Origin of the sequence: Sphingomonas azotifigens NBRC 15497 (assembly GCF_002091475.1) — a bacterium.
Taxonomy (GTDB): Bacteria; Pseudomonadota; Alphaproteobacteria; order Sphingomonadales; family Sphingomonadaceae; genus Sphingomonas; species Sphingomonas azotifigens.
This window is the reverse complement of sequence record NZ_BCTR01000079.1, coordinates 1-21,520: the sequence shown is the minus strand read 5'-3', so window position 1 is coordinate 21,520 and position 21,520 is coordinate 1. Positions and strand designations below refer to the sequence as shown.

The 21,520-nt window shown below is 56.8% G+C and carries 17 protein-coding genes and 1 pseudogene; 9 read left to right on the top strand and 9 right to left on the bottom strand.

Going from position 1 to position 21,520, the window contains the following annotated elements:
- Positions 1 to 893 (top strand): IS3 family transposase (locus SAZ01S_RS21235; RefSeq protein WP_245825094.1); only part of this gene is annotated, 893 nt, incomplete at its 5' end.
- A gap of 264 nt (positions 894 to 1,157) precedes the next feature.
- On the opposite strand, the gene SAZ01S_RS21230 is transcribed toward SAZ01S_RS21235, so the two are convergent.
- From SAZ01S_RS21230 to rfbG, 4 genes are read right to left on the bottom strand one after another with little or no spacing between them, the layout of a single operon-like run.
- Positions 1,158 to 2,069 carry an NAD-dependent epimerase/dehydratase family protein gene (locus tag SAZ01S_RS21230; RefSeq protein ID WP_167693226.1) on the bottom strand — a complete coding sequence of 304 codons (912 nt, stop codon included), beginning with the start codon at positions 2,067 to 2,069 and terminating at the stop codon, positions 1,158 to 1,160.
- On the bottom strand, positions 2,066 to 2,596 hold the full coding sequence (gene rfbC, locus SAZ01S_RS21225) for a dTDP-4-dehydrorhamnose 3,5-epimerase (RefSeq protein WP_084584312.1): 531 nt from the start codon (positions 2,594 to 2,596) through the stop codon (positions 2,066 to 2,068). Before rfbC ends, SAZ01S_RS21230 begins: the two co-directional genes overlap by 4 nt.
- A gap of 9 nt (positions 2,597 to 2,605) precedes the next feature.
- Complete coding sequence (locus tag SAZ01S_RS21220; RefSeq protein ID WP_139810185.1) at positions 2,606 to 3,841, bottom strand: class I SAM-dependent methyltransferase; 1,236 nt, start codon at positions 3,839 to 3,841, stop codon at positions 2,606 to 2,608.
- A 32-nt stretch (positions 3,842 to 3,873) separates the two neighbouring features.
- A complete protein-coding gene (gene rfbG / locus SAZ01S_RS21215) occupies positions 3,874 to 4,929 on the bottom strand; it encodes a CDP-glucose 4,6-dehydratase (protein ID WP_084584310.1) in 1,056 nt (351 codons plus the stop codon).
- A 191-nt stretch (positions 4,930 to 5,120) separates the two neighbouring features.
- Here rfbG and SAZ01S_RS21210 point away from each other — a divergent pair, with 191 nt between their 5' ends.
- A complete protein-coding gene (locus tag SAZ01S_RS21210) occupies positions 5,121 to 5,912 on the top strand; it encodes an ABC transporter permease (protein WP_084584308.1) in 792 nt (263 codons plus the stop codon).
- Here SAZ01S_RS21210 and SAZ01S_RS21205 read toward each other — a convergent pair.
- The 5 genes and pseudogenes from SAZ01S_RS21205 to SAZ01S_RS21185 all read right to left on the bottom strand — a co-directional run bounded on the left by SAZ01S_RS21205 (position 5,899) and on the right by SAZ01S_RS21185 (position 10,819).
- Entirely contained in the window at positions 5,899 to 7,161 is a 1,263-nt protein-coding gene (locus SAZ01S_RS21205; protein ID WP_139810184.1) for a glycosyltransferase family 4 protein, read from the bottom strand. The genes SAZ01S_RS21210 and SAZ01S_RS21205 overlap by 14 nt on opposite strands.
- Complete coding sequence (locus SAZ01S_RS21200) at positions 7,158 to 7,811, bottom strand: ABC transporter ATP-binding protein (RefSeq protein ID WP_084584304.1); 654 nt, start codon at positions 7,809 to 7,811, stop codon at positions 7,158 to 7,160. The genes SAZ01S_RS21205 and SAZ01S_RS21200 overlap by 4 nt, the downstream gene beginning before the upstream one ends.
- Positions 7,812 to 7,841: 30 nt before the next feature.
- Positions 7,842 to 8,990: a KpsE/RkpR family capsule polysaccharide export protein gene (locus SAZ01S_RS21195; RefSeq protein ID WP_245825092.1), complete on the bottom strand. Its 1,149-nt coding sequence runs from the start codon at positions 8,988 to 8,990 to the stop codon at positions 7,842 to 7,844.
- 557 nt (positions 8,991 to 9,547) lie between these two features.
- Positions 9,548 to 10,369 (bottom strand): annotated as a pseudogene (locus SAZ01S_RS21190) (IS5 family transposase).
- Between the two features lie 84 nt (positions 10,370 to 10,453).
- On the bottom strand, positions 10,454 to 10,819 hold the full coding sequence (locus SAZ01S_RS21185) for an IS110 family transposase (protein ID WP_245825096.1): 366 nt from the start codon (positions 10,817 to 10,819) through the stop codon (positions 10,454 to 10,456).
- A 467-nt stretch (positions 10,820 to 11,286) separates the two neighbouring features.
- On the opposite strand from SAZ01S_RS21185, the gene SAZ01S_RS21180 reads away from it, so the two are divergent.
- The 7 genes from SAZ01S_RS21180 (at position 11,287) to rfbF (ending at position 21,410) form a co-directional block, all read left to right on the top strand.
- Entirely contained in the window at positions 11,287 to 12,651 is a 1,365-nt protein-coding gene (locus SAZ01S_RS21180; RefSeq protein WP_167693225.1) for a sulfotransferase family protein, read from the top strand.
- A 60-nt stretch (positions 12,652 to 12,711) separates the two neighbouring features.
- Positions 12,712 to 13,815, top strand: coding sequence for a glycosyltransferase family 4 protein (locus tag SAZ01S_RS21175; RefSeq protein WP_084584299.1), 1,104 nt, complete (start codon positions 12,712 to 12,714; stop codon positions 13,813 to 13,815).
- A gap of 140 nt (positions 13,816 to 13,955) precedes the next feature.
- A complete protein-coding gene (locus tag SAZ01S_RS21170) occupies positions 13,956 to 16,790 on the top strand; it encodes a glycosyltransferase (protein ID WP_084584298.1) in 2,835 nt (944 codons plus the stop codon).
- Between the two features lie 3 nt (positions 16,791 to 16,793).
- Positions 16,794 to 17,627: a hypothetical protein gene (locus SAZ01S_RS23855; protein ID WP_139810183.1), complete on the top strand. Its 834-nt coding sequence runs from the start codon at positions 16,794 to 16,796 to the stop codon at positions 17,625 to 17,627.
- 23 nt (positions 17,628 to 17,650) lie between these two features.
- A complete protein-coding gene (locus SAZ01S_RS21160) occupies positions 17,651 to 18,859 on the top strand; it encodes a glycosyltransferase family 4 protein (protein WP_084584295.1) in 1,209 nt (402 codons plus the stop codon).
- A gap of 13 nt (positions 18,860 to 18,872) precedes the next feature.
- A complete protein-coding gene (locus SAZ01S_RS21155) occupies positions 18,873 to 20,579 on the top strand; it encodes a glycosyltransferase family 2 protein (protein ID WP_167693223.1) in 1,707 nt (568 codons plus the stop codon).
- 57 nt (positions 20,580 to 20,636) lie between these two features.
- Positions 20,637 to 21,410 carry a glucose-1-phosphate cytidylyltransferase gene (gene rfbF / locus SAZ01S_RS21150; protein ID WP_084584291.1) on the top strand — a complete coding sequence of 258 codons (774 nt, stop codon included), beginning with the start codon at positions 20,637 to 20,639 and terminating at the stop codon, positions 21,408 to 21,410.
- Positions 21,411 to 21,520 lie beyond the last annotated feature (110 nt).

The following is a 21,520-nucleotide window of genomic DNA, read 5'->3' as shown; positions in this document are numbered from 1 at the left end:
GTGCGTTCAGCGCAGGCGCATCAAACACGCATGCCGAATGTCCGCAAGTGGGGCGGGCGTCGACGGTCGATTTTTCGCCCGACGGCCGCCATCGGACGCTTACGATCAGCCGCTCGTCCTATTACTATGCCCCGGTGCCGGAGACGGATGAGACGCTGACGCTGATGACAGTGATCGACGCGACGTTCCTGGACTGCCCGTGGTACGGCAGCCGCCAGATGGCGCGGCACCTGCGGCGTGCCGGGCACGAGGGCGGTCGCCGTCGGGTGCGACGCCTGATGGCGAAGATGGGGCTGGCGCCGATCTACCAGCGGCCCCGCACGAGCGATCCGCACCCGCAGCACCGGGTCTATCCGTATCTACTGCGCAAGCTGGCGATCGAACGGCCCAATCACGTGTGGTGCGCCGACGTGACGTACATTCCGATGCGCCGTGGCTTCCTCTATCTGTTGGCGATTATGGACTGGGCTACTCGCAAGATGCTTGCCTGGCGGCTGTCGAACACGATGGATGCCGGCTTCTGTGTCGCGGCGCTGGAGGAGGCATTGGCCCGGTTCGGCAAGCCGGAAATCTTCAACATGGACCAGGGCAGCCAGTTCACCAGCTACGCCTTCACCAGCGTGCTGCGCGACGCCGAGGTCCGCATCAGTATGGATGGCCGGGGCCGGTGGATGGACAACGTCTTCATCGAACACCTTTGGCGATCCCTGAAGTACGAGTGCGTCTATCTCCACGCCTTCGGGTCCGGCTCGAAACTGCGGGCTGGCCTTGGCCGGTGGATCACCTATTGCAACACCCAGCGTCCGCACTCGGGACTGGCCGGGAGAACCCCGGTCGAGGCCTATCAGCGGATGGGGCAATCAGATCATAGGGGACATGCCCCCATGATCTGATGATCAAACAGGCGGCATGAACGACAACCGGGATTAGCTTAACTCAGTCGCCAAACTGTCCAAGAAGGCGGGACCACCTCACTCGCACCCCAAAAAACCGACCTTGCTCGTTCGCCGCTCCGGCGGACCGCCTCCGTCGTCCGGCCGCTGCGGTGTAGAATCTGGCCCATACTTCACCTCGCTCTGCGCGCTGGTCAATTCTACCAGCAGCCTGCGGATCAAACACTAGCAAGCCATGGTTGGATTTGCTGTGCCTGCCTCTGATTAGCCGTCGACAAGCGACGCTTCAAACTCTGCAATGGCTTGATCAACCCCCTCGGCGATCGAGATCGCGGTAATGCCGCCCAACGCGGAGGCGGTCTTCTCCATGTCCGCCACCAACAGCATAGGTTCGCCCGGGGCGGGCGAGCGCGCGCCATATTGCAGAAGGTCCATGCGCTGAAAGTGCGCACCAATGCGATCAAGCACCGCACGTACCGGAGTTCCCTGACCACTGCCGATGTTGAAACTACCGGAGGCGGGCGACCATAACAGTCGCGTTATCTGATCCGCGGCGTCGACCGATGTGATAAAGTCGCGAACCTGATTACCATGGGTGGTCGGTATCGCCTCTCCGCGGTGAAGGGCAGCGATGACCGACGGTATAAGCCGCTTAGGAGAATCTCCAGTGCCGTACGGCACGAAGAGCCTTGCCCAAGCGAACTGGAAACCATGAATTCCAGCCGCCGCCGTAAGCGCGTGGGCCGCAGCAAGCTTTGCAGATCCATAGATCGAGGCTGGAGCTAATGCCGCCGAATCTTCTGCCAGAATCTTATCCGATGGGGCATATTCCGCGCATGTACCTACACCAAGGAATTTCGTCCCTCCTGTCTCGCCAAACGCGGTTGCCAGACCGATCGATGCCTGGACCCACGCCAAGTTTTCAGGCGACTGCAAATACACGCCCGGCGTGGCGATCCACGCGGCGTGGACGAGATGCGTGGGCCGGATGGTGTGGATGAGGTCCGCAGCATCTCTAGGTTTGAGCAGATCGACCGCATGCCAGTGAACGGAGCCATCTTGGGCAAAGCTAGGCGTCCGCGCCACAGCGTGTACCTCGACGTCCATCGTCGCCAGCTTCGCAACGATCTGGCGACCGATGAATCCGCTTGCTCCCGTGACCAGAACGCGACTCAACGGGCGATGTCCGGATAGTGGGCGTCGCGTTCGGACATGTGAGCGGGGGGGAACGGCCATTCGATCGCGAACGCCGGATCATTCCATCGCACCCCGGAAGCCGCATCGGGCACGTAACTGGCACCCATATGGTAAAACAGTTCCGTGTCGTCCGTCAGCGTGAGGAAACCGTGCGCGAAACCCGCCGGAATGTAGATTGCATTGTGGCGCTCCCCATCGAGCTCAACAGCCGCCCATTGATGCAAGGTGTCCGATCCCGGCCGAAGGTCGATCGCGACGTCGAAGGCACGGCCGCGTGTACACCGAACCAGTTTTGGCTCGGCAAAGGGCGGATTTTGAAAGTGCATGCCCCGCAATGTACCGCTGCGAGCGTTGAAGGACACATTACATTGTGGCCACTCGTGATTGATACCCAGGTCCTTGAAGATCTGGGTATCAAATGTACGAGCAAAAAATCCTCGGTCATCTGCTCGAGGATCAATTTGGATTTCCAATACTGACCTAATGCGGGTCTCGAGGATTTTCACGCCCAGATCCTATTCGAAAATCGTCAGCTGCGGAATCGCAACGACGAACTGCCCGCCCCAGGACCGAACATGGGACATGCTTTCCATTACTTCTTCCTTGATATTCCAAGGCAGGATCAGAACATAATCCGGCTTGCTTTGGCCGATTACATCCGGCGCCTTGACGGGGATGTGGCTACCGGGCAGCGCTTTGTTCTGCTTGTGAGGGCTAAGGTCGGCAACGTAGGACACAAGGCTATCACCGATGCCGCAGAAGTTTAGCAGCGTGTTGCCCTTCGCCGCAGCTCCATACCCCACGACGGTGCGGCCTTCGCTTTTCGCCTGATTGAGGAAGGCAAGTAAGTCCGAACGAACCTTCTCGACCTTTGGAGCGAACCCTTCATAGCCCGCATCATCGTCCAGCCGCGCTGCAGCTTCGTCGGCACGCACCTTCTCGAGGCCCTCGCCCGTGGGATGCGCCCCACTTCCTACATGGCAAGCTAGGATGCGCAAGCTTCCACCATGAGTCGGCAGTTCCTCCACGTCGAACACGCGCAGGCCGTATCGGCCAAGCACGCGCTCGGTCGTGTAGAGTGAGAGATACGAGAAATGCTCATGATAGACGGTGTCAAACTGAACGCCCTCGATCAGCTTGAGCAAGTGTGGAAATTCGAGGCTGATGACCCCATCTGCTTTGAGTAGGATCGCAAGGCCGCCGACGAAGTCATTTAGGTCAGGAACGTGCGCGAACACGTTGTTTCCGACAATTAGATCCGCGCTGTGCCCCGCCCCACGCAGCCGCTCCGCAGTATCGACTCCGAAGAAGCTCACATCCGTGGGAACGCCGATCTGTTCCGCTACCGCGGCAACGTTGGCAGCGGGCTCAACGCCGAGCACCGGCACATTCGCGGCTACGAAATTCCGCAGGAGATAGCCATCATTGCTTGCTACTTCGACGACCTTGCTAGTCTCGTTGAGGCTCCAACGCGCAATCGCCATATCCGCGAAGCGGCTGGCATGCTGCATCCAAGAAGAGGAGTAAGAGGAGAAATAGGCGTAGTCACCAAAAATCTCGAAAGGCTCAGTCGCTGGCTCAACTTGCGCTAGACGGCATTCGCCACAAACGCGAACATGAAGCGGATATGATTTTTCCGATGCAACATCACCATTAGGATCAAGATAGCTATTCGCTAGAGGCATTCGGCCAAGATCTACAAGCGAAAGTTTCAGTTCCGTGCCACAAAATTGGCAGGTTAGGTGTTCCACGCAAAAATCCTTTTCGATGCAGGGGTATGGTATCAAAGCACTTCGTAACGCTTAATCTGATCCAACGTAATATCGCGGGGATTTTCACCCGCATTCCAACGACGATACCATTCCGCCGTCCATTGAATGGTATCCAACATCTTCATTTTTGGTACCCAGCCCAGCTCGCTAGCAGCCCGCGTGGAGTCAAGTGCAAGGGCAGGCGCCTCCTGCGGGTGGTCACCTTCTTGTCGCACCCATCCCTCGTCCAAGCCCAGCGCCTGGTTCAGGATTTCAACGACGCGCGCTACGGAAAGCGTGGAGTTGTGGTCCGGGCCGAAGTTGAATGATTTGGAAATGTCGGACGGCGATTCCGCCAGCTTCTCAGCGAGCATCAGATAGCCGGACAGCGGCTCTAGCACATGCTGCCAAGGCCGTGTCGCCTCCGGATAACGCAGCGAAAGACGTTCGCCTTGCAGCATCGCGCGTACCAAATCTGGGACCAGCCGGTCTTCCGACCAGTCACCGCCGCCGACGACGTTCCCGGCGCGCGCCGTCGCAATCGGCGCGTCCGCTCCGAAGAAGCTCTGACGGAAGGACTGCGTTAGAAGCTCCGCGCAGGCTTTAGAATTGCTGTAGGGATCTTTGCCGCCCAGGCGATCGCCTTCTTGGAACGCGCGTCCAGATCCGTCATTCTCATAGACCTTGTCCGTCGTGATGATCACCGCCGCCTGCAGCGTTGAAAGGTCACGAAGTGCGGCAAGCATGTTGCCGGTCCCCATCACGTTGGTCTGATAGGTCAACAGCGGATCGCGATACGAAGGCCGAACCAGCGACTGTGCTGCGAGATGGAAAACGAACGCAGGAGCGGCTTCCTTTACGAAAGCCGCGACCCTCCCTCCATCGGCCAGATCAATGTGAGCGTGTCGAATCTGGAGCGGTTGTAGCAACGAGAACAAATTGGGCTCTGCAGTCGGCGGCAGGCTGAAGCCACTGACTTCTGCACCCATCTCCGCAAGCCACATACAAAGCCATGCGCCCTTGAACCCCGTTGCGCCCGAAACGAGCACTTTCTTCCCCCGCCAGAAGGCGGATCCTTGATACCCCATGCCGCCCTTCCGCGTTGCACTTGCCTGTAGACAGCCTTATGCTAAACACCGTCCCTATCATGGCGTCAAGGCAAAGAGGAAGCTTTTCAAGTAAAATTAGCCTCTTCCGCCGTAAAATCTCTGATAAGTTTGCTGTACCCGCTGAATAGCCAAATGAATTGGCTATATATACCTATAGAGTGTCCACTAAGATGCATGAACGTAAGCCATTTCGGCATTCTCTGGCGGTGCAGAAACGAATAATTTTTGCATTATTGATGCGAGAAATTCTCACGCGATTTGGCAGGCATAACATTGGGTTTTTGTGGCTTTTTGTCGAGCCAATGATGTTTACAACTGGCGTGACAGGTATTTGGTATGCGACGAGCGCATTTCACAACTCGACGCTACCAATCGCCGCATTTGCACTCACTGGATACTCGACTGTTTTGCTTTGGCGAAACATGCCTGCCCGATGTATCAATGCTATTCTGCCGAATATGTCGCTGATGTATCATCGCAACGTACGCCCGATTGATATCTATGCAGCGCGGTTGCTTCTTGAAGGAATGGGCGCGACGATCTCCTTCGTCATCCTGAGCCTCATTTACATCTTGATCGGTCTTATTGATCCCCCTGAGGATGTACTGCTCGTGATTGGTGGCTGGTTGTTGCTGGCTTGGTTCGGCAGCGCTCTTGCGATCGCTGTGGGGGCAGCGTCGGAGCGATACGAGATGGTCGAGAAAATTTGGCATCCGGCAGCGTATCTGATCTTCCCTCTCTCAGGTGCCGCCTACCTCGTAGACGCGCTTCCTCAGGACGTTCAGCCTTATGCGATGCTGATCCCGATGGTAAACGGTGTTGAGATGTTACGAGACGGCTATTTCGGAGGTCAGATTCGAGCACATTATGATGTGCTGTATCTCGTGATTTTCAACCTGGCACTCACGCTGGTGGCGATGTCGCAGATGATGATCACCTCCCGAGACATTACGCCCGAATAAGCACAGATCTCGTCAGAAGTTGCCCGCCATCTTTGTCAATCGCTTCAAGGATTGCTTCGGTAGTGGTCGTCCAGTTTGTGGCTGTGCACGGATCTAAGTGGACGTTGCGCATATGCCGAGACCGGACGCGCGCCGGATCAAGCGCGTCTGCTAGGGCGACCGCCAGATCGACCGGATCGTCGCGCCGGAAAAACCGAACCTTGCCGTCAAACAACTCCCGGAACACGGGCAGGTCGGAGGCGACCACTGTTGCGCCATTGTGCAGCGCTTCGGCCACCGGCAGCCCAAAACCTTCGCCGCGTGAACAGTTGAGATAGAGCGCGCATGCGCGATAAAGCTCCGAGACAAGCTCATCCTGTGCATCCTGCAGCCACCGGACGTCGACACGTGTCGAGGCCGTTCGGCGGATCTGCCATTGCAGGAGGCGGCTCTTCCACCCCGGTCGTCCGACGATCAGCAAGTTGATGGTGACTCGAGGGTGGGAGGCGCGGAGTCGACGCAAAGCTTTTAAGGCAATATCATAGCCTTTCCGTGGCTCGACCGTACCGACCATCAGAATCGTAGGCGCGCTCGCGACCCAGCGAAGTAGCGCATCGGCGTCTTGCGGCCGACCGCGAGTATGATACGCACCTTCCATGTCGCCGCTGAGTGGGATGACGTCGATGCGTGGCTTGCGTCGCTCGTTGCTGGCATGGCGCGTGAGCCATCCGTGTAGTGCCTCGGCTGTCGAGTGCGAAACGCAAAGGGCGCCATCGGCGTGTCGGGAAAGAAATTGCAGCCATCTGCGGAAGCTGCGGACAGCCGCGGGTCTGAACCAACGCGGATTTGTTGCGGGCAACAAGTCGTGGACCAGCAAGTATATGCGCAAGCCCATCTGGCGCCATTCAGCGAATTGCGCATCGCAAGTGGGCAAGTTTCGTACGGAGAGGTCGAGGCCGAGGAATACGTCACCTTCACTAGGCTGTATCAGTTGGCCCGGCGTGCGATCCTGCCATGGCCCCCAAGCTGCCGTCCTATATCCGGCCCCCGGACGATAGGCGACCGGGACGATGCGAACCCCATCTCGCAGCGCGGGCTGAAGCCGCGTCGCCACTGCGCGAACGACGCGCTGGATGCCGGTACCGGCGTCCTCGACACTAATGATGCTTACATCAACGAAAAGGCTCAGAGACGCTTGTTTTTCCTGCGTTCCCGGACTGTGGAAAATGCTACCGGACGGCATTCTACTGCCGTTTTCGGGCAGGCTCACGCCATTCGCTCGGCGTAGAACGCATAGGCGCTGTCAACATCTTCAAAGTGACTCAACTTGCCGCGCTCGAGCACGGATGCTCGCGTGCAGCTTTGTCGGATGATGTTTGGGTCATGTGACACGATGATCCGAGCACGGTCGGCACGCTTTTCGAATAGCTCATGGTGGCAGCGCTTCTGGAACCGGTCGTCGCCCACTGCGATCACTTCATCGACGAGGAAGCAGTCGAACTCCACTGCCATGGATATCGCGAAAGCCAACCGAGCTCGCATGCCGGCAGAATAGGTGCGCACCGGCTCCCGAAAGTATACGCCAAGCTCGGAGAACTGTTCGACTTGCTCGATCCTGCTTGCGGGATCGACATTGTAGACACGGCAAATGAATCGGAGATTGTCGAGACCCGTCAGTGCTGTTTGAAAGGCGCCACCGAAAGCGATTGGCCACGACACTGACATAGCGCGTGCAATATTGCCCTGCGACGGACGTTCTGCACCACTGATCAGGCGAATTAGGGTCGACTTGCCTGCGCCGTTACGGCCGAGAATGCCCACATGCTCGCCGCGTCCGATCGAAAAGTTGATATTGTCCAAGACCTGTATAGGGCCAGATCGCGTCTGATAGGTCTTTGATACGTTGACGAGCTGAATCATAGCGAACTCAAATCACCACTCTGCCAGAATCTAGTCGCTGTGCTCACGAATACCGGCAATAAGCATGCTCAAGATGCCCCATGCTACAAGACCTATGGCAAGCGTGGAAAGAATGCCGCGCCACCGTCGAGGTTCAAGCGGCTCGTCCGGCAAATTCGGCTGGACGATGCGCTCGACATACGCTTGCTTTCGGCGTGCCTCGTTCATAGCGTCTTGCAGCGATGCCATGGCGGCAGCCAGATTTTTGTCGGCAAGTTGGCTCTCAAGCGCGAGGCGTTGGAAGTCGGGCGCAGCGCCGGCGAGCGACTTATCGCCGCCAACGACCTTACCACCCTGCGCCTCGATCTCCGCATTCAGACTGCGCACCTGCGTCTCCAGAACGGGGATCTGAGGATTGTTCGGCGCGTAGGACCGAAGTTGCAGCAACTGCGTGCGGGACGCTATCAACTCGTCCTGCAGCTTGGAGATCATCTGCAGCTGCACCATTGCCTGCTTGTCCGGGTCGACGACCCGGGCGCCGTTGCGATAACGAGACAGTGCTAGCGCCGCAGCCCTCGACTTGTCTTTGGCATCCGTCACCTCGGCCTCCGCAAAGCGGATAAGATCCTGTCGGGCCCGTGTGTTAAGCCGGTTTACCGTAGCTTCCGCCATCTCGAGCAGTTGCTCACTGAAACGCTGTGCCGACACTGGATCATAGGCGCGAACCGTCAGTGTTGAAATAGACGAACTAGTCTTGTAGTCTATTTTGACCTTGCGTTGGTAGTATTTGTATAGATCCTCAAATTTGTGCTGGCCGCCGAACGGGTCGAAGCGATCGAAAACAGAGATGTTGGCGTTGGTGTAGGCGTGCAAAAACGAGTTATCTTTATTAATAAGTCGCAACGCGTCGCGCGAAAGAACGAAATCTTGAGCGGCATAAATCTCGTCACCCGCGGTCGAGAAGCCGGCGCCCTTCAAAAGCACGCCAAGCCCCGTCGACGGTGCCTTGTCGGGGCTCCGAACAACGAATTTAGCTTCCGATATATAGACGTCCGATGATATCAGACCAAAATATATCAAGGCGACGATCGTTGGAATGACAACAGTGGCGAGAAATAGCGGATCGAACCTTCTCGATATCGACTTCAAAGCTTCGAACATAATTACCCTGTCATTCACTCCGGTGCCGCTTGCACGCATGCTGGCGGCGCCCCGCTCCCTGCTTAAGTTCGAGGAGCTTTGCAACTGATATCGAAAGCTGACACCCGCAGGCCCGTATGCGCAGATCTCCGTAGATTTGCCGAGGCAGCAATCCCACGCAATCAGCCGCTCACCTCCCTCCACCGAGGATGGCGGCTACCATGGATAGCCCGCGTACGCGGGGGGCAACTGTGATGGTCAGGGGGGTGCGATAGGCTGTCGTTTACGGATCATGGCGTTGAGGATGACGAGAAGTTGGCTGGCGACGACGATTGAGGATAGTCTTGGTCGATTTGCCTTTGCCGCGCATTGCGGTGAGTGTGGGAATGTGACACGCGGCGATGTAGCGTGTCTCGCGGACCTTGCGTCCTCCGCCCCTTATGCGGCGGGCAACTCGCCTGGATCCGCTTTCGCGTGCACGGGATAGGAGTTCGGCGAGGAAAGCGATTCGTCGGGGGCAGAGGGCGCCGAGTCCGGGGAGTTCCCCGAGCAGGGTGATCATGGATTCGATCGTCTGCGCGATCTCAGTGCCTGATTCGAAATTATCCGGCGTGATTTCATGATTTTGCGATGCGGCGGGTGAAGAGCTGTATCGAGGCGATGAAGAGCCATGCAGTTGCCGAAGCGATGGTCTGCTCGAAGTCTTTGGCGAGCCGGCGGTTTCGGTTGAGCCAGGCGATGGTTCTTTCGACGACCTAACGCCGGGGCAGCACCTCGAAGCCCTTGGCTGCATCGGAGCGCTTGACGATCGCGATGGTCCATTTCCCGAAGCGGCGCAGGGCGTCCTTGAGTTTGTTGCCGGCATAGCCTCCGTCCGCGAATACATGGCGCAGCCACGGGAATCGTCCGACGATTTCGGCGAGTACCAGCGGTGCGCCGTCGCGGTCCTGGATGTCGGCGGTGTGGATCACGGCATGGACGAGATTGCCTTCGGTGTCGGTCAGAATGTGCCGCTTGCGCCCCTTGGTCTTCTTGCCCGCGTCGTAGCCACGAGGGCCGCCGCTTTCGGTGGTTTTCACGCTCTGGCTGTCGATCACTCCAGCACTGGGCGATGCCTCGCGGCCATGCGCCTCACGCGCTACCATCAGCAGGGTGTGATTGATCGTCAACCACAGTCCGTTGTCGCGCCAAAGGTAGAACCAGTGCCGCACCGTCGATACGGGCGGGAAGCAAGGCGGCAGCATCCGCCAAGGCAAGCCGCCGCGCAGCAGATACAGGATCGCCTCGACAATGCGCCGCAGCGACCATTTACGAGGTCGCCCAACATGCGACGGGGGCGGGAGCAGCGGCTCCAAAACCGCCCACTCGGCATCGGTCATATCACTTGGCAAAGCTAGCCAGCTTCGCGCATGAAGGGCGCGAGTGGTGTCAGTCCACATCGTTGCATCCACGGTAGTTTTTGGCGAAACCCCTGAATCAACGTCAGGCCAAGCCGTCAAGCTAACCTACTGATACCACTCAACTTAATTTCCGATCGGACACTCAGGCTGGTCTGCGCTGTGAGGATGCAGGCTTTCGGCTTTGCGCATATCGATCAACTGTCTGCGACGACGCAGGAAATCGGCGGGGCGCATGCGGGAGAAGCTGAGCGGGACGGTGGCCGGCAGGTCGAGGGCCGCGCCCATGCGGGCAAGGACACGCGCATCGACGCGGTCGGTCTTGGCGAGCGTGCCGGTGGCTTTGGCAAACGCGCGGACCCGACGCGGATTGACCCGGGAGAAGGAGTGTCCGCGTGCTGCCAGCGCAGCGATTAGGTCGCCATCGCAGCCGCCGGTGGCCTCGAAGACGAGACGAACGTGATGATCGAGCGTGTCGAGCCAGGCGGTGATGGTGTCCGGTGTGTTGGCGATCTGCCCCGATCCTTCCCGATGGCAGCTCGCAGATGTCGATGAAGGCGCGCGAAAGGTCGCAGCCCATGACGGCTTGTGGCATGGTATGGCTCCTGTCCATGTCGTGCGGGATCGGTAGTCCCAAGCAACCGTTCAGGGTTGTGACCAACGCGGAAGGGGCCCTTGCTCCCCCGTGTCGGAGTCGTTCCCTCGGTTGGGAACGGGCTCCCTTCCGCAACCGCTTTAGACCACCATCGCATCAGATGGGGGGGGCATCCACTTTTCGGAGCCATCATGGCATGGAGGCCTCCCACCGTGATACACGTCACATCGTGCGCGTCGGGGTTGCTTGTTGTGCTTCAGCCTATTAGGCAGTGACGGAGCTGCTACGGTGCGACCTCGACAATGTAGCGAGACATGTGAGAACATGTCTCGGGCTAGATAAGTGAACCTATAACGTGGTAAATGTGAAAGACCATACCGCCGTTTTGATCGGCGGCCTCGCGCGCTCTGGTACGACGGCATTAGTGGATGTTTTAAATGAGTGCGCCGACATGGCGATCATGGCGGAATATCGATTAGTCGATCTTGTTCGGCACTTACGTCCGATTCTCGCGTACGAGGCTGTTGTCGAGCAGCTTGCGTCGACCTTCGATCCCGCCGTACGCGGAGCAGGCGAGCCCCCCCTATCTCTTCGGGTCGAAAAGGCCGTAGAGGCAGAGCCTATCCTTCATTATCCTGGCTTTGTCACGCCGGGACGGCAGTCCACCCTCCGCTATCCCAGTGTCGCCAAGTTCCCTGAAATTGTTGCTAGCGTCATCGGCGCCAGCCTCGGCAAACCGAGCGCTCGGTTCATCGGGTCCAAGACTCCGGGTGCGATGCTCGCAGATACAGATGCTGCGCTCGTCCAGACTTTCTCCGACGTGCGGTACGTTGCCCTGCTTCGTTCGCCGTTGGACCAGATCAACAGTTCGATGAACCGACGCAATCGGACAAATCTGGGCTGCGATTTTTGGGGAGTCGAGACCGTTGAGGCTGCGATTGCCTATTACAAGTCGACGCTGGCGGGATTGATCGCCTTGAAGCGGCTGCATGGCGACCGCGTCCTCTTCCTGAAATATGAAGATCTCATCGGTGACAGCGAGGCAGCATTGCGCTTGGTGTTGTCGCACATCGGCGTGGAATGGACTCCGCCGCCTGGCATGTTGGTCGCGGACCGCGGCGCATTGAAGGTGTTGACCGACGAAGAACGGCTTAGCGTCCGTCGCGAGCTCGGCGCTATTGAGGATGCCTGGACCGACGCCGACCTCAGTGGCGTCAATCCGACGGGCCTTGCCCTGTTTCACGATATTCTCCCGCAATTGCCAGAGAAGCTGGTGACGGTTTCGATGGGCCAAAAGCCGGATTTTCTCATCGATGGTTGGTCTCTCCCCGAAGCAGCCGGCATCTGGTCGGATGCAAGCAAGGCAATGCTTCTCTTCCGCCCTGCGCACTCGGGAGACCGCATGCTCAGGCTTGATGTGGCGCCCTATGTAGCCGATGAAGCGCCTTTAGGTATGCAGGTTACGTTGAACGGCAAGCGACTTGGTCGAACTATGTTCTGTCCCGGGAGCGGGGCGATTTCCTTGTCAAGCGAAACGAATGTCATCGTTGTAGAGGTTGGCAAGCCTATTACGGTGTGGATTGGACCCTTCGCACTGTCAGAGGATGCACCCAATTTGTTTGAATTCGACTTCATCGGCGCTCGTTCCCCAGCGTCGATTGGAGAGAGCCCGGATAACAGGCTTCTTGGAGTGCAGTTGAGCGGTGTTCAGTTCATAGATGTCATGTGATAACCGGGAGCATGGGGGCGTTATACGCCATGATGAGTTGCATTCAATTGAGGGCGCAAAGTGGTAAAACTTGCCCTGGCGATCGACGCTCTCTCGCCCCAGCTGACCGGCATCGGGCGATACACCTGGGAGCTTTGCAAACACCTTCCGCCAGCGCCGGAATTGGAGAGTGTACGGTTCTATCGCTATGGGCGCTGGTTCGAGGATCCCGCCTGGTTCTTGCGGACGCGTAAGCCGCCGCGGAGCTTTGTGCCGCCCTTCTTAGGCCGGCTTCTGGCGAAGCGGGAATTTGGAAACGTGCTGTTCCACAGTCCCAACTTCTTTCTTCCACGGGCGTGCGACAGCGGTATCGTGACGGTGCATGATTTGTCGGTCATACGGTACCCGCATCTTCACCCCAAACAACGCGTGCGCGAGTTCGAGTCCGGACTCATGGACTCCATCGCACGCGCATCGCACGTCATCACGGTGTCAAAGTTCGTTGCGAAGGAATTGACAGAGCTCGCTGGCGTGGCACCACAGAAGATATCTCCGATTCCCCTCGGCATCTCGGAAGCCTTTCTCAACGCCCCGCAGCGGGTTGGTGACCGTGAGGTTCTGCGCCGATACGGCCTCGACAACACTGAGTATTGTTTGTGCGTCTCAACGATCGAACCTCGAAAGGGCATCGATCACGCAATTAATGCTGTTGCCTCCTACATCAAGAGGCGAAGAAAGCGCATAAAGCTGGTGATTGTTGGTGCGCCAGGCTGGAACAATGCGGAGATTGTGGAAAAGATTAACTGCGCAATTGCCCAGGGAATAGTTGTCCACCTCGGATATGTGGCTGAATTGGATATCCCTATCATCTATAGGGGGGCGAAGTTGTTACTTTATCCTTCGCAATATGAGGGCTTCGGTCTACCTATTGTTGAAGCCATGGCTATGGGCACGCCCGTCATCACATCCAACGTGTCGTGCTTGCCGGAGACAGCCCAAGGTGCAGCGATGCTGATTGACCCGCGCGATGTCGAGCTGTTCGAAGATGCAATTGGCACTGGTCTTGAGGACGAAGGCTGGCGAGAAACTGCCGTGCAAGCTGGAAAGGCCGTGGCCGCGACGTACAGCTGGGAGGCGTGCGCCGCGAAAACCGTGCAGGTGTATTGCAGATACGAAACCTTCTAGCTAACGATCCGCGCATTCAGACTCTCCGCCCCGCCTGTCTCTACATGAAGTAATTCGTAAGACGGAACGGAGGTCTAGGAGTAGCAAAAGTTCTTATTGCTAATGCTCCCAAGCTGCCGTTTCCAAAGGAAGTTGAACGAATGACCCGAAAGGCCAAAGTCCTCATTGATGGTTTTGTGCTTCGATTTCCCCGGACGGGGGTCGTAAACTATGCATTTAACGTCATAAAGGGACTTGTTGACAGCGGTCTTTGCGATGTCGAAATTTTGCTTCAGGACCTTGGCTTTGCCGACCAGGATTTGGCAGCTTTTGCAAAATCCCTCCCGTACCGACTTATAGAGCAGACCGATTTTGATGCGCGACAGCGAAGCTTGTTAGGCGAAGTTTGGTCCCATCCTGGGCTCTTGTTGCCGTTGCCAGGAACGACGACGCGCAATTCGGCCCCGTGTGACGTCTATCACTGTACGGATGTCTATTACTATCCCTGCGCAAAGGCGCATAAAAACGTTATCATGGTCCATGACCTCACGACGACGCTCTACCCTGATACACATGAGGCTTTGAACATCGAAAAAGAGCGCCAAAAGCTCGCGGCGCTCCACGATTTTGATCATATTCTCGCCAATTCCGATGCCACAAAGCGAGATATAGTGCGGTTTTGCGGGATCGATCCCGGCAAGATCGCAACGTTGTACCTGGGCACGGATGCGATCTACGATCGGCCCAGCTTCATCTCGCGCGACGAATTGGTGGATTCGATAGGTGTTCCCCGTGATCGGCGATATCTCCTGAGCGTCTCGACGATCGAGCCGCGCAAGAACATTATTGGCGTGCTGCAGGCCTTTGAGGATCTAGTAAGTCGCACAAAAGCATATGACGATATCGTGCTGGTCCTTGCCGGTCCGTCGGGATGGAATAATGAAAAGCTTGCTGCGTTTCTAGCTGATTACAAATTGCAAGACCGAGTCTTTTTCACCGGCTTCGTGCCACAAAAATTGATGCCTTCGCTGTATCATTTCGCCGAGGCGTTCATCTATTTGTCTTTTTATGAAGGCTTTGGCTTGCCACTGCTTGAGGCGATGAAGTGTGGTACGCCAGTCATAACGTCGAACATTTCTTCGATGCCCGAGGTCGTGGGCGACTGCGGCCTGCTCGTGGATCCTACAAAGCCCCGCGACGCAAGCGAGGGGCTTCGACAACTTCTCGAAAATCAAGTTCTGTCTGATAGATTTAGGCAGAGCGGCAGGGCGCGAAGCACACAATTCACCTGGGACCGACATATTGAAGCCCTTCTGGACATCTTCGAGGTCAAGCCCGTACAAATTAGCCCCGCGCGCGACAGCAAGGATCATGCAGCGACACCGACGATCGCTAATGGCAATTCGAAGAATGGCGATACGTACAACGCGGGCCCACTGGTTGGTGAAGAGGGCTACGCGTCGTTTCTCGCTGCAGAACGCTGGTCTGATGCAGTTCAGCGCCAGGAGCGCTTGACGCATATCCGCATGATGCCGCAGCCGCCAATCTTCCATGTGCTCATCGATGGCGATGAAGATACTGCGTTCGCTGCCACGGTGCGCAGTTGTGAGGCACAACTGTTCCCACCAGTTTCGGTACGGCCCGCTAGTGCTTTAAAAGATATCGATGCTTGTTCCGGATCGTTTCTTCTGTATCTGCGCGCGGGACATCTTTTGCACGAAAGGGCGCTTTATGAGTGTGCCCGGCGTATTATAATGGAGCCCGATGTCGACGTCATTTATTTTGACGAGGATTGCATTAGTCCAACTGGCGAGCGAGGCAGGCCATTCCTGAAGCCCGATTGGAGTCCAGACCTCCTAGAAGCGGCAAATTATATCGGGTCAGCGGCTTGTTACAGTTTGAAGTTTGCTGCGCTAAACATGGCAGATGTCAAGTGTCAGTACGATCTGTTACTGCAGTGCTCCGAGAGGGCGCAGAGGGTCACGCACCTCCGTCAGATACTCCTGCATCGTCCAGATACGTTGGAGGACGCGCAACCCGCCTCCGTACTGGACAAGGAAATTGATGCACTACAACGTCGGCTGGTGCGTAGCGGGCGCGAAGGTTTGGTTAGCGCTGTGCGCCCAAACCATGCGGCCTACCGGATCCAGTCCAAAGTGCGCGGCAACCCCTTGGTTTCGATCGTGATACCGACAGCTGCAAAGACCGTAAGCATTAATGGGGCCAAGCGGGATCTGATCGGAGAATGCGTCCGCTCGATCGTGGAGAAGTCAACATATCGAAACATCGAGTTCGTAATCGTTGACAATGGTGACCTAGAGCAAAAGCGCCTGTCCAGCGCCCACTCATTTCCCGTTCGGTACGTCACTTATTCGCAGCCCGAAGTTAATATCTCTCGGAAAATGAATTTTGGGGCAGCCGCTGCTGCCGGCGATTATCTTTTGTTGCTTAATGACGACACTGAAGTCATCACGCCTGATTGGATTGAGAAAATGCTACGGCATTTCGAGAAACCCCATGTGGGCATTGTCGGTGGCAAACTGCTGTATCCAGATAATACCATCCAGCATGCGGGCGTGGTCGTAGTGCATGGACATCCAGACCATGTAAGTCGAGGACTGTCGCAGAACGATCTAGGAAGCTATTTCAGCAACGCGATTGTTCGGAATTACCAAGCAGTGACCGGCGCTATGACACTAGTTCCAACTAATCTCTTCCGGGATGTCGGTGGTTACGAGGAGGGAATGCCTCTAACCTTTAATGACATCGACCTATGCATGAAAATTTGGCATGTCGGGCGAACCGTCGTCTATGATCCCGACGTGGAATTGTATCATTTTGAAGGAAAGAGCGCGACGAATTCCTACAATTTTGATGATCGGGATGCCTTTTATAAAAGGTGGGGGCGCTCGCCTATCGATAGGTTCTATAACGAGTTTTTTCTATCTTTAGCGCCGGCCGATTACTCCTTCAAACTCAACCCGAGGTTCATTTAGACGATGATGGGCGCAAAGGACATTGATAGTGTTGATGTGTTCTACCTAGCAAGGGGAGCTGACGAAGATTTCGCTGGCAAAGCTCGACGCTTCGTTGAGTCCTATCGTCGATATCCTGCCGGTGCACCCCACCGACTGATCTTGCTTTTAAAGGGCTTCCACAATCGAGCTGAATTGCGCAATGGGCTGGCGATATTCGAGGGGTTGGACCTGTCAACGCTCAACTTGCCGGATGATGGCTTTGATATAGAAGCTTATTATCGTGCAGCGATTCGCTCCAAGGCTAGGCAGGTGTGCTTCCTGAACACTTCAGCAGTTCTGAATGGAGATCTATGGCTAGCAAAGTTCCAGTATAACCTTGGTCGTCCAGGAGTAGCCTTGGTGGGGGCCACCGGAAGCTATGAAGGCGCGGTGGGCGGCAAGTTGCAATATCCAAATCCGCATGTGCGCACCAATGCTTTCATGATGGCGCGCGGGGATTTCCTCTTGACTCGCCAAGAAAATAGACTCGCCACGAAGATGGATGCCTATGAACTCGAGCATGGCGAACGTAGCATAACAGCGCAGTGCTTGGCATCCGGTAGATTCGTCTTGGTGGTCGGCAAGGATGGCCGCGGCTATCCGCCTTATCTCTGGCCTACCAGTGGGACGTTCCGGCAAGGCCTTCAGGAAAATTTGCTTGTGCGAGATGGGCAGACGGAATTTTTCGCTGCGGCACCCGTGCCGTTGAAACAGCAGCTATTCCACCTTGCTTGGCGAGAAGGGGACCTTGTCGAGGACCTTAGAATTTGGAATCCGGCGCCGGCAGCCGTTCCCGGGAGTGCAATGCAGTCGTGAAAATAGGATTCTTAACCGAACGAATGTTGCTCGGTTTCGGTGTCGATCTCGTCGTGCATGAGCAAGCACGCCATCTCCAAGGCCTTGGGCACGATGTGCGCGTGTTCACGGCCAAGGCCGATCATCGGATGGAGCGCAGCTATGATCTGCATGTACTCTCAGAAGTTGTGCCGGGATTCTACGACTATACCAGCCGATCGGCTATTCGGAGCTTCCTTAAGAGTCGCTTGGCTTCGGATGTCGACATCTGGATACTCCACACGCCCCCCTTTTACGCGTGGGTGGCGGATATAGAAGCGCCGGTGGTCTTCGTCGAGCATGGTTCGCCGCCCGGACACCTATTCGACAACGGGACAGCGTATCATCTTTGGAGGCTGATGCATGCACATCATGCCGAAGATTATGGCCGACTCCGCAGCGGCGATGCCATACTTTCTATCTCCAAATACATCGAGAATACGCTCCCGGAGGAGGTTCGCGCTTATTCGACAGTTCTGCATCATGGTGCTGATCATTACAGGAGGGCGCACTTGGGCGAGCGCCTACGGTTCCGTTTCGAGCACGGGGTAGGCCATGACGACGTGCTTATCCTGTGGGTCGGCCGAATGCAGTTCGATCTGGACGAGCAGCCGTACAAGGGCTTTCAGTCGCTGCTTGAGATGCTGCCGTCCATCAAACGTCTTCGCGAGGATATCAAGATCGCTCTTCTGGGCAAGGTTTCGGAGGAGGACGCTGCGCGATTAGCCCGCATGGGCGTTATCGTACTCCCGAACGTCCCTGCTGGCATGATGGGCACTGCCTACGCTGCAGCGGACGTGCTGCTCAATCTTTCTCAGTGGGAGGGGTTCAACCTTGCCTTGGTGGAAAGCCAATTCCAGGGTACTCCGTGCGTCGCATATAATGTTGGCCCCCATGCCGAAGTAACCGCCCCTGGACGCAGTGCACTTCTGGTATCCAACGCAGACGAGGTTCTCCCCGCGCTGAAAAGCCTTGTGAGCAACGCAGCACTCCGCAGCGAAATGCGGGATCACGCGCTGGCGTTTGTAAAGGCCTTCCGTTGGGAGGAGAATGCGCGATCGCTTGAATCCCTGCTCGTTCAATCCATGCACCGCGCGCGCGGGGGGCGGCGGCGCCCGCGTTCCGAATGGGGCTTGTTGCGCGTGCCGGTTCCTAGCAGGTGCGACCAATCCGGCCAGGCCTTCGTGCCTGTCATTGACTGGGCGCCGGTCTGAAAGAGGTTTCATAATGTTCGAAGTACCCGACCAACGGATCGACGACGCACAAGTGGATAGTCTGCTCGCGTCGGAAGAGCATATATTCCTTGATCGCGCATACGGCGTATTGCTGGCTCGAGCTCCGGACGAGCACGGCCGCCAGCATTATTTAGCACGCCTCGATGGTGGCGCCAGCCGCATCTCCGTTCTTCAAGACATCGCAGCGGGCGAGGAGTTTTCACGCCGCAACCTCGAAGTTCCAACTCGACTGAACAGACCTCCCGGCAGCTTGGCAGGCCATCTCCGCGCGGCGCTGCAGGCAACGAGGCGGTTTTGGCGCGGCGTGTTCGGACACCCCGCTGCGGAGACGCAGGCCCGTAGCAGCCCTATCGTCTCGCAACTTGCTGTGGTCGATCAGCGGTCAGAACTGCAGCCAGCTGAGCAGGTGATGCCAGTCGAGCAGGTGATGCCAATGCCACTGTGCCCGCCGCATCCTTACGTCCGAATTCTCAGTCCGAACTATGTTTGCCTCCATGCTGCCGGCGTTCGACTTGCGCTGGAAGGATATGCCCAACTCGAACATATTGCTGAGATGACGCATGCGGATATCGTCTACGCTGACGAGTGGCTAATGCGCGGAGACGGCGTGGCGACACCCAAGTTGCGCGAGGCGTACAGTCCTTATAGTTTCGTGGCAGATCCAGATATGGGCGGTGCGATTGCAGTCAGGCGCGACCTTCTCGATCTTGTAGGTATCGACGAGTGCGCTCCGCTGACAGGCGACCTGTTGCTCCAACTTGTGGCCCATTCTCACAGCATTGTACATCAGCAGTTACTGCTAAGCAGGCGGTCGGTGGAGGACGTGGCCGCGAATCGCCCGTCCCGAAAGGCTTGGGAGGCGTTCGCCGCGAAGGTGGGCGCGAAGGCCGAAATGGATGCGAGCGGCGTAAGGATGATCTGGACGAGCGACGTAGATGTCCGCACCGCTATCGTCGCTACAAGCACATCTGGCGATATCGTTCGACCGTGCGCTGAAACATTTGGCAAGTCTCCCTTATCGGGAGCCGCTTCGGCCCTAGATTCGCCGACTGCTGCGATTAACAGTGCGGTTCGACGTTTGCCTCTCTCCTGCGACGTCATCCTGCTAACAGGTATCCCGCAGCACTTGGTGAAGCAGGTCGATTTGAAGCAATTGGTAGCGCTTGCTGCCAGGGAAGACGTTGCACTCGCAGTTCCGCTCGTCTGTACTGAAGCCGGGCGACCGGCGGGCGGTAGCTGGGACTGCGGTCCGGCCGGAATTTTGCGGCGGAGGGGTAGGCTTGAATCGAAAGCCAACGACAATTTCAAAACGCCGCGCTTTCGAGAAGTGTCTTTGGTGGATTCGGCTTTTTTTGCCATCCGCCGCGATCTTTTTCTCGATTTGGGCGGTCTCGATGAACATATGCTGCTTCTTGAAGCGGTATTCGATCTCTCGCTCCGCGCGCGTGCCCTAAATTTCCGGCTCATTGCCGTGGATGACGTCATCCTAGTTTCGGACGAGATAAATATTCCCAGTCGATTGTCACTCGACGACCTTTCAGATCGCTTCAAACGGCGACATGGCGAGCAGGTGGTGGGTTTAGATGCTTACTCGGTACTCGAATTGAATGGCAAAGAACTGGACGATAACTATCACCGAGATCTATTGCACCTATCCTTCTCGGCGCACAGAAAGGTCGGCGTCAAGCCGATATCATAAAATGCGTGTAGTATAGAATTCTATTCTCTAGAAGCGTGGTTGAACCGGAGATTTTTAATGAAGTGCGTCATACTTGCAGGAGGACTTGGGACTCGCCTGTCGGAGGAAACTGTCCTGCGGCCGAAACCAATGGTGGATGTCGGAGATCGGCCGATTATCTGGCATATCATGAAGTACTATTCACAGTTTGGTATTGAAGAATTTATTGTGTGCCTTGGCTACAAAGGGTATGTAATCAAGGAATACTTTCACAACTATTTTCTTCATAACTCTGACGTAACGATAGACCTTTCCTCTAACGAGATGCACTTTCACGAGAAGCGAGCAGAGAACTGGAAGCTCACGCTTGTCGACACGGGCGAAAAATCAATGACGGGTGGTCGTCTCCGGCGCGTTCGGGATTATCTCGACCCCAACGAGCCGTTTTGCATGACCTATGGCGATGGCCTGTCGAACGTGGATATCGGCAAGGAAGTGGCGTTTCACAAGGAGCACGGCCTGATGGCAACGGTCGCATGCGTGCGGCCGCCGGCCCGGTTTGGTCACATCGAGATCAAGGATCGGCGCGTCACCGAATTCGAGGAGAAGCCGCAGGCCGCGAGCGGCATCATTAACGGCGGCTTTTTCGTTCTTAATCCTGGCGTGATCGAGCTGATCGAAGGGGACGACACGATCTGGGAACGGGGTCCACTGGAGGAGCTTACTAAGCGCGGGCAGCTTGCTGCTTGGGAGCATGACGGCTTCTTCCAGCCGATGGACACACTGCGCGACAAGGAACTACTCACGAACTTATGGACAGCCGGTAACGCGCCTTGGAAGATCTGGAGCTGAACTGGCTGCATCTTTGCCGGTCGCTAGGCCAAGCTGAGAGACGTCAACTTCCCCGGCAAAACTTTGCACCGGCGTCGCCGGGGAGGATGGCAATCACTGTTCGATCTAGA

Coding starts and splice junctions, on each gene's coding strand:
- rfbG (WP_084584310.1), bottom strand. CDS start 4,929: ATGGGGTATCAAGGATCCGCCTTCTGGCGGGGGAAGAAAGTGCTCGTT.
- SAZ01S_RS21210 (WP_084584308.1), top strand. CDS start 5,121: ATGCATGAACGTAAGCCATTTCGGCATTCTCTGGCGGTGCAGAAACGA.
- SAZ01S_RS21200 (WP_084584304.1), bottom strand. CDS start 7,811: ATGATTCAGCTCGTCAACGTATCAAAGACCTATCAGACGCGATCTGGC.
- SAZ01S_RS21195 (WP_245825092.1), bottom strand. CDS start 8,990: ATGCGTGCAAGCGGCACCGGAGTGAATGACAGGGTAATTATGTTCGAA.
- SAZ01S_RS21170 (WP_084584298.1), top strand. CDS start 13,956: ATGACCCGAAAGGCCAAAGTCCTCATTGATGGTTTTGTGCTTCGATTT.
- SAZ01S_RS23855 (WP_139810183.1), top strand. CDS start 16,794: ATGATGGGCGCAAAGGACATTGATAGTGTTGATGTGTTCTACCTAGCA.
- SAZ01S_RS21160 (WP_084584295.1), top strand. CDS start 17,651: ATGTTGCTCGGTTTCGGTGTCGATCTCGTCGTGCATGAGCAAGCACGC.
- SAZ01S_RS21155 (WP_167693223.1), top strand. CDS start 18,873: ATGTTCGAAGTACCCGACCAACGGATCGACGACGCACAAGTGGATAGT.
- rfbF (WP_084584291.1), top strand. CDS start 20,637: ATGAAGTGCGTCATACTTGCAGGAGGACTTGGGACTCGCCTGTCGGAG.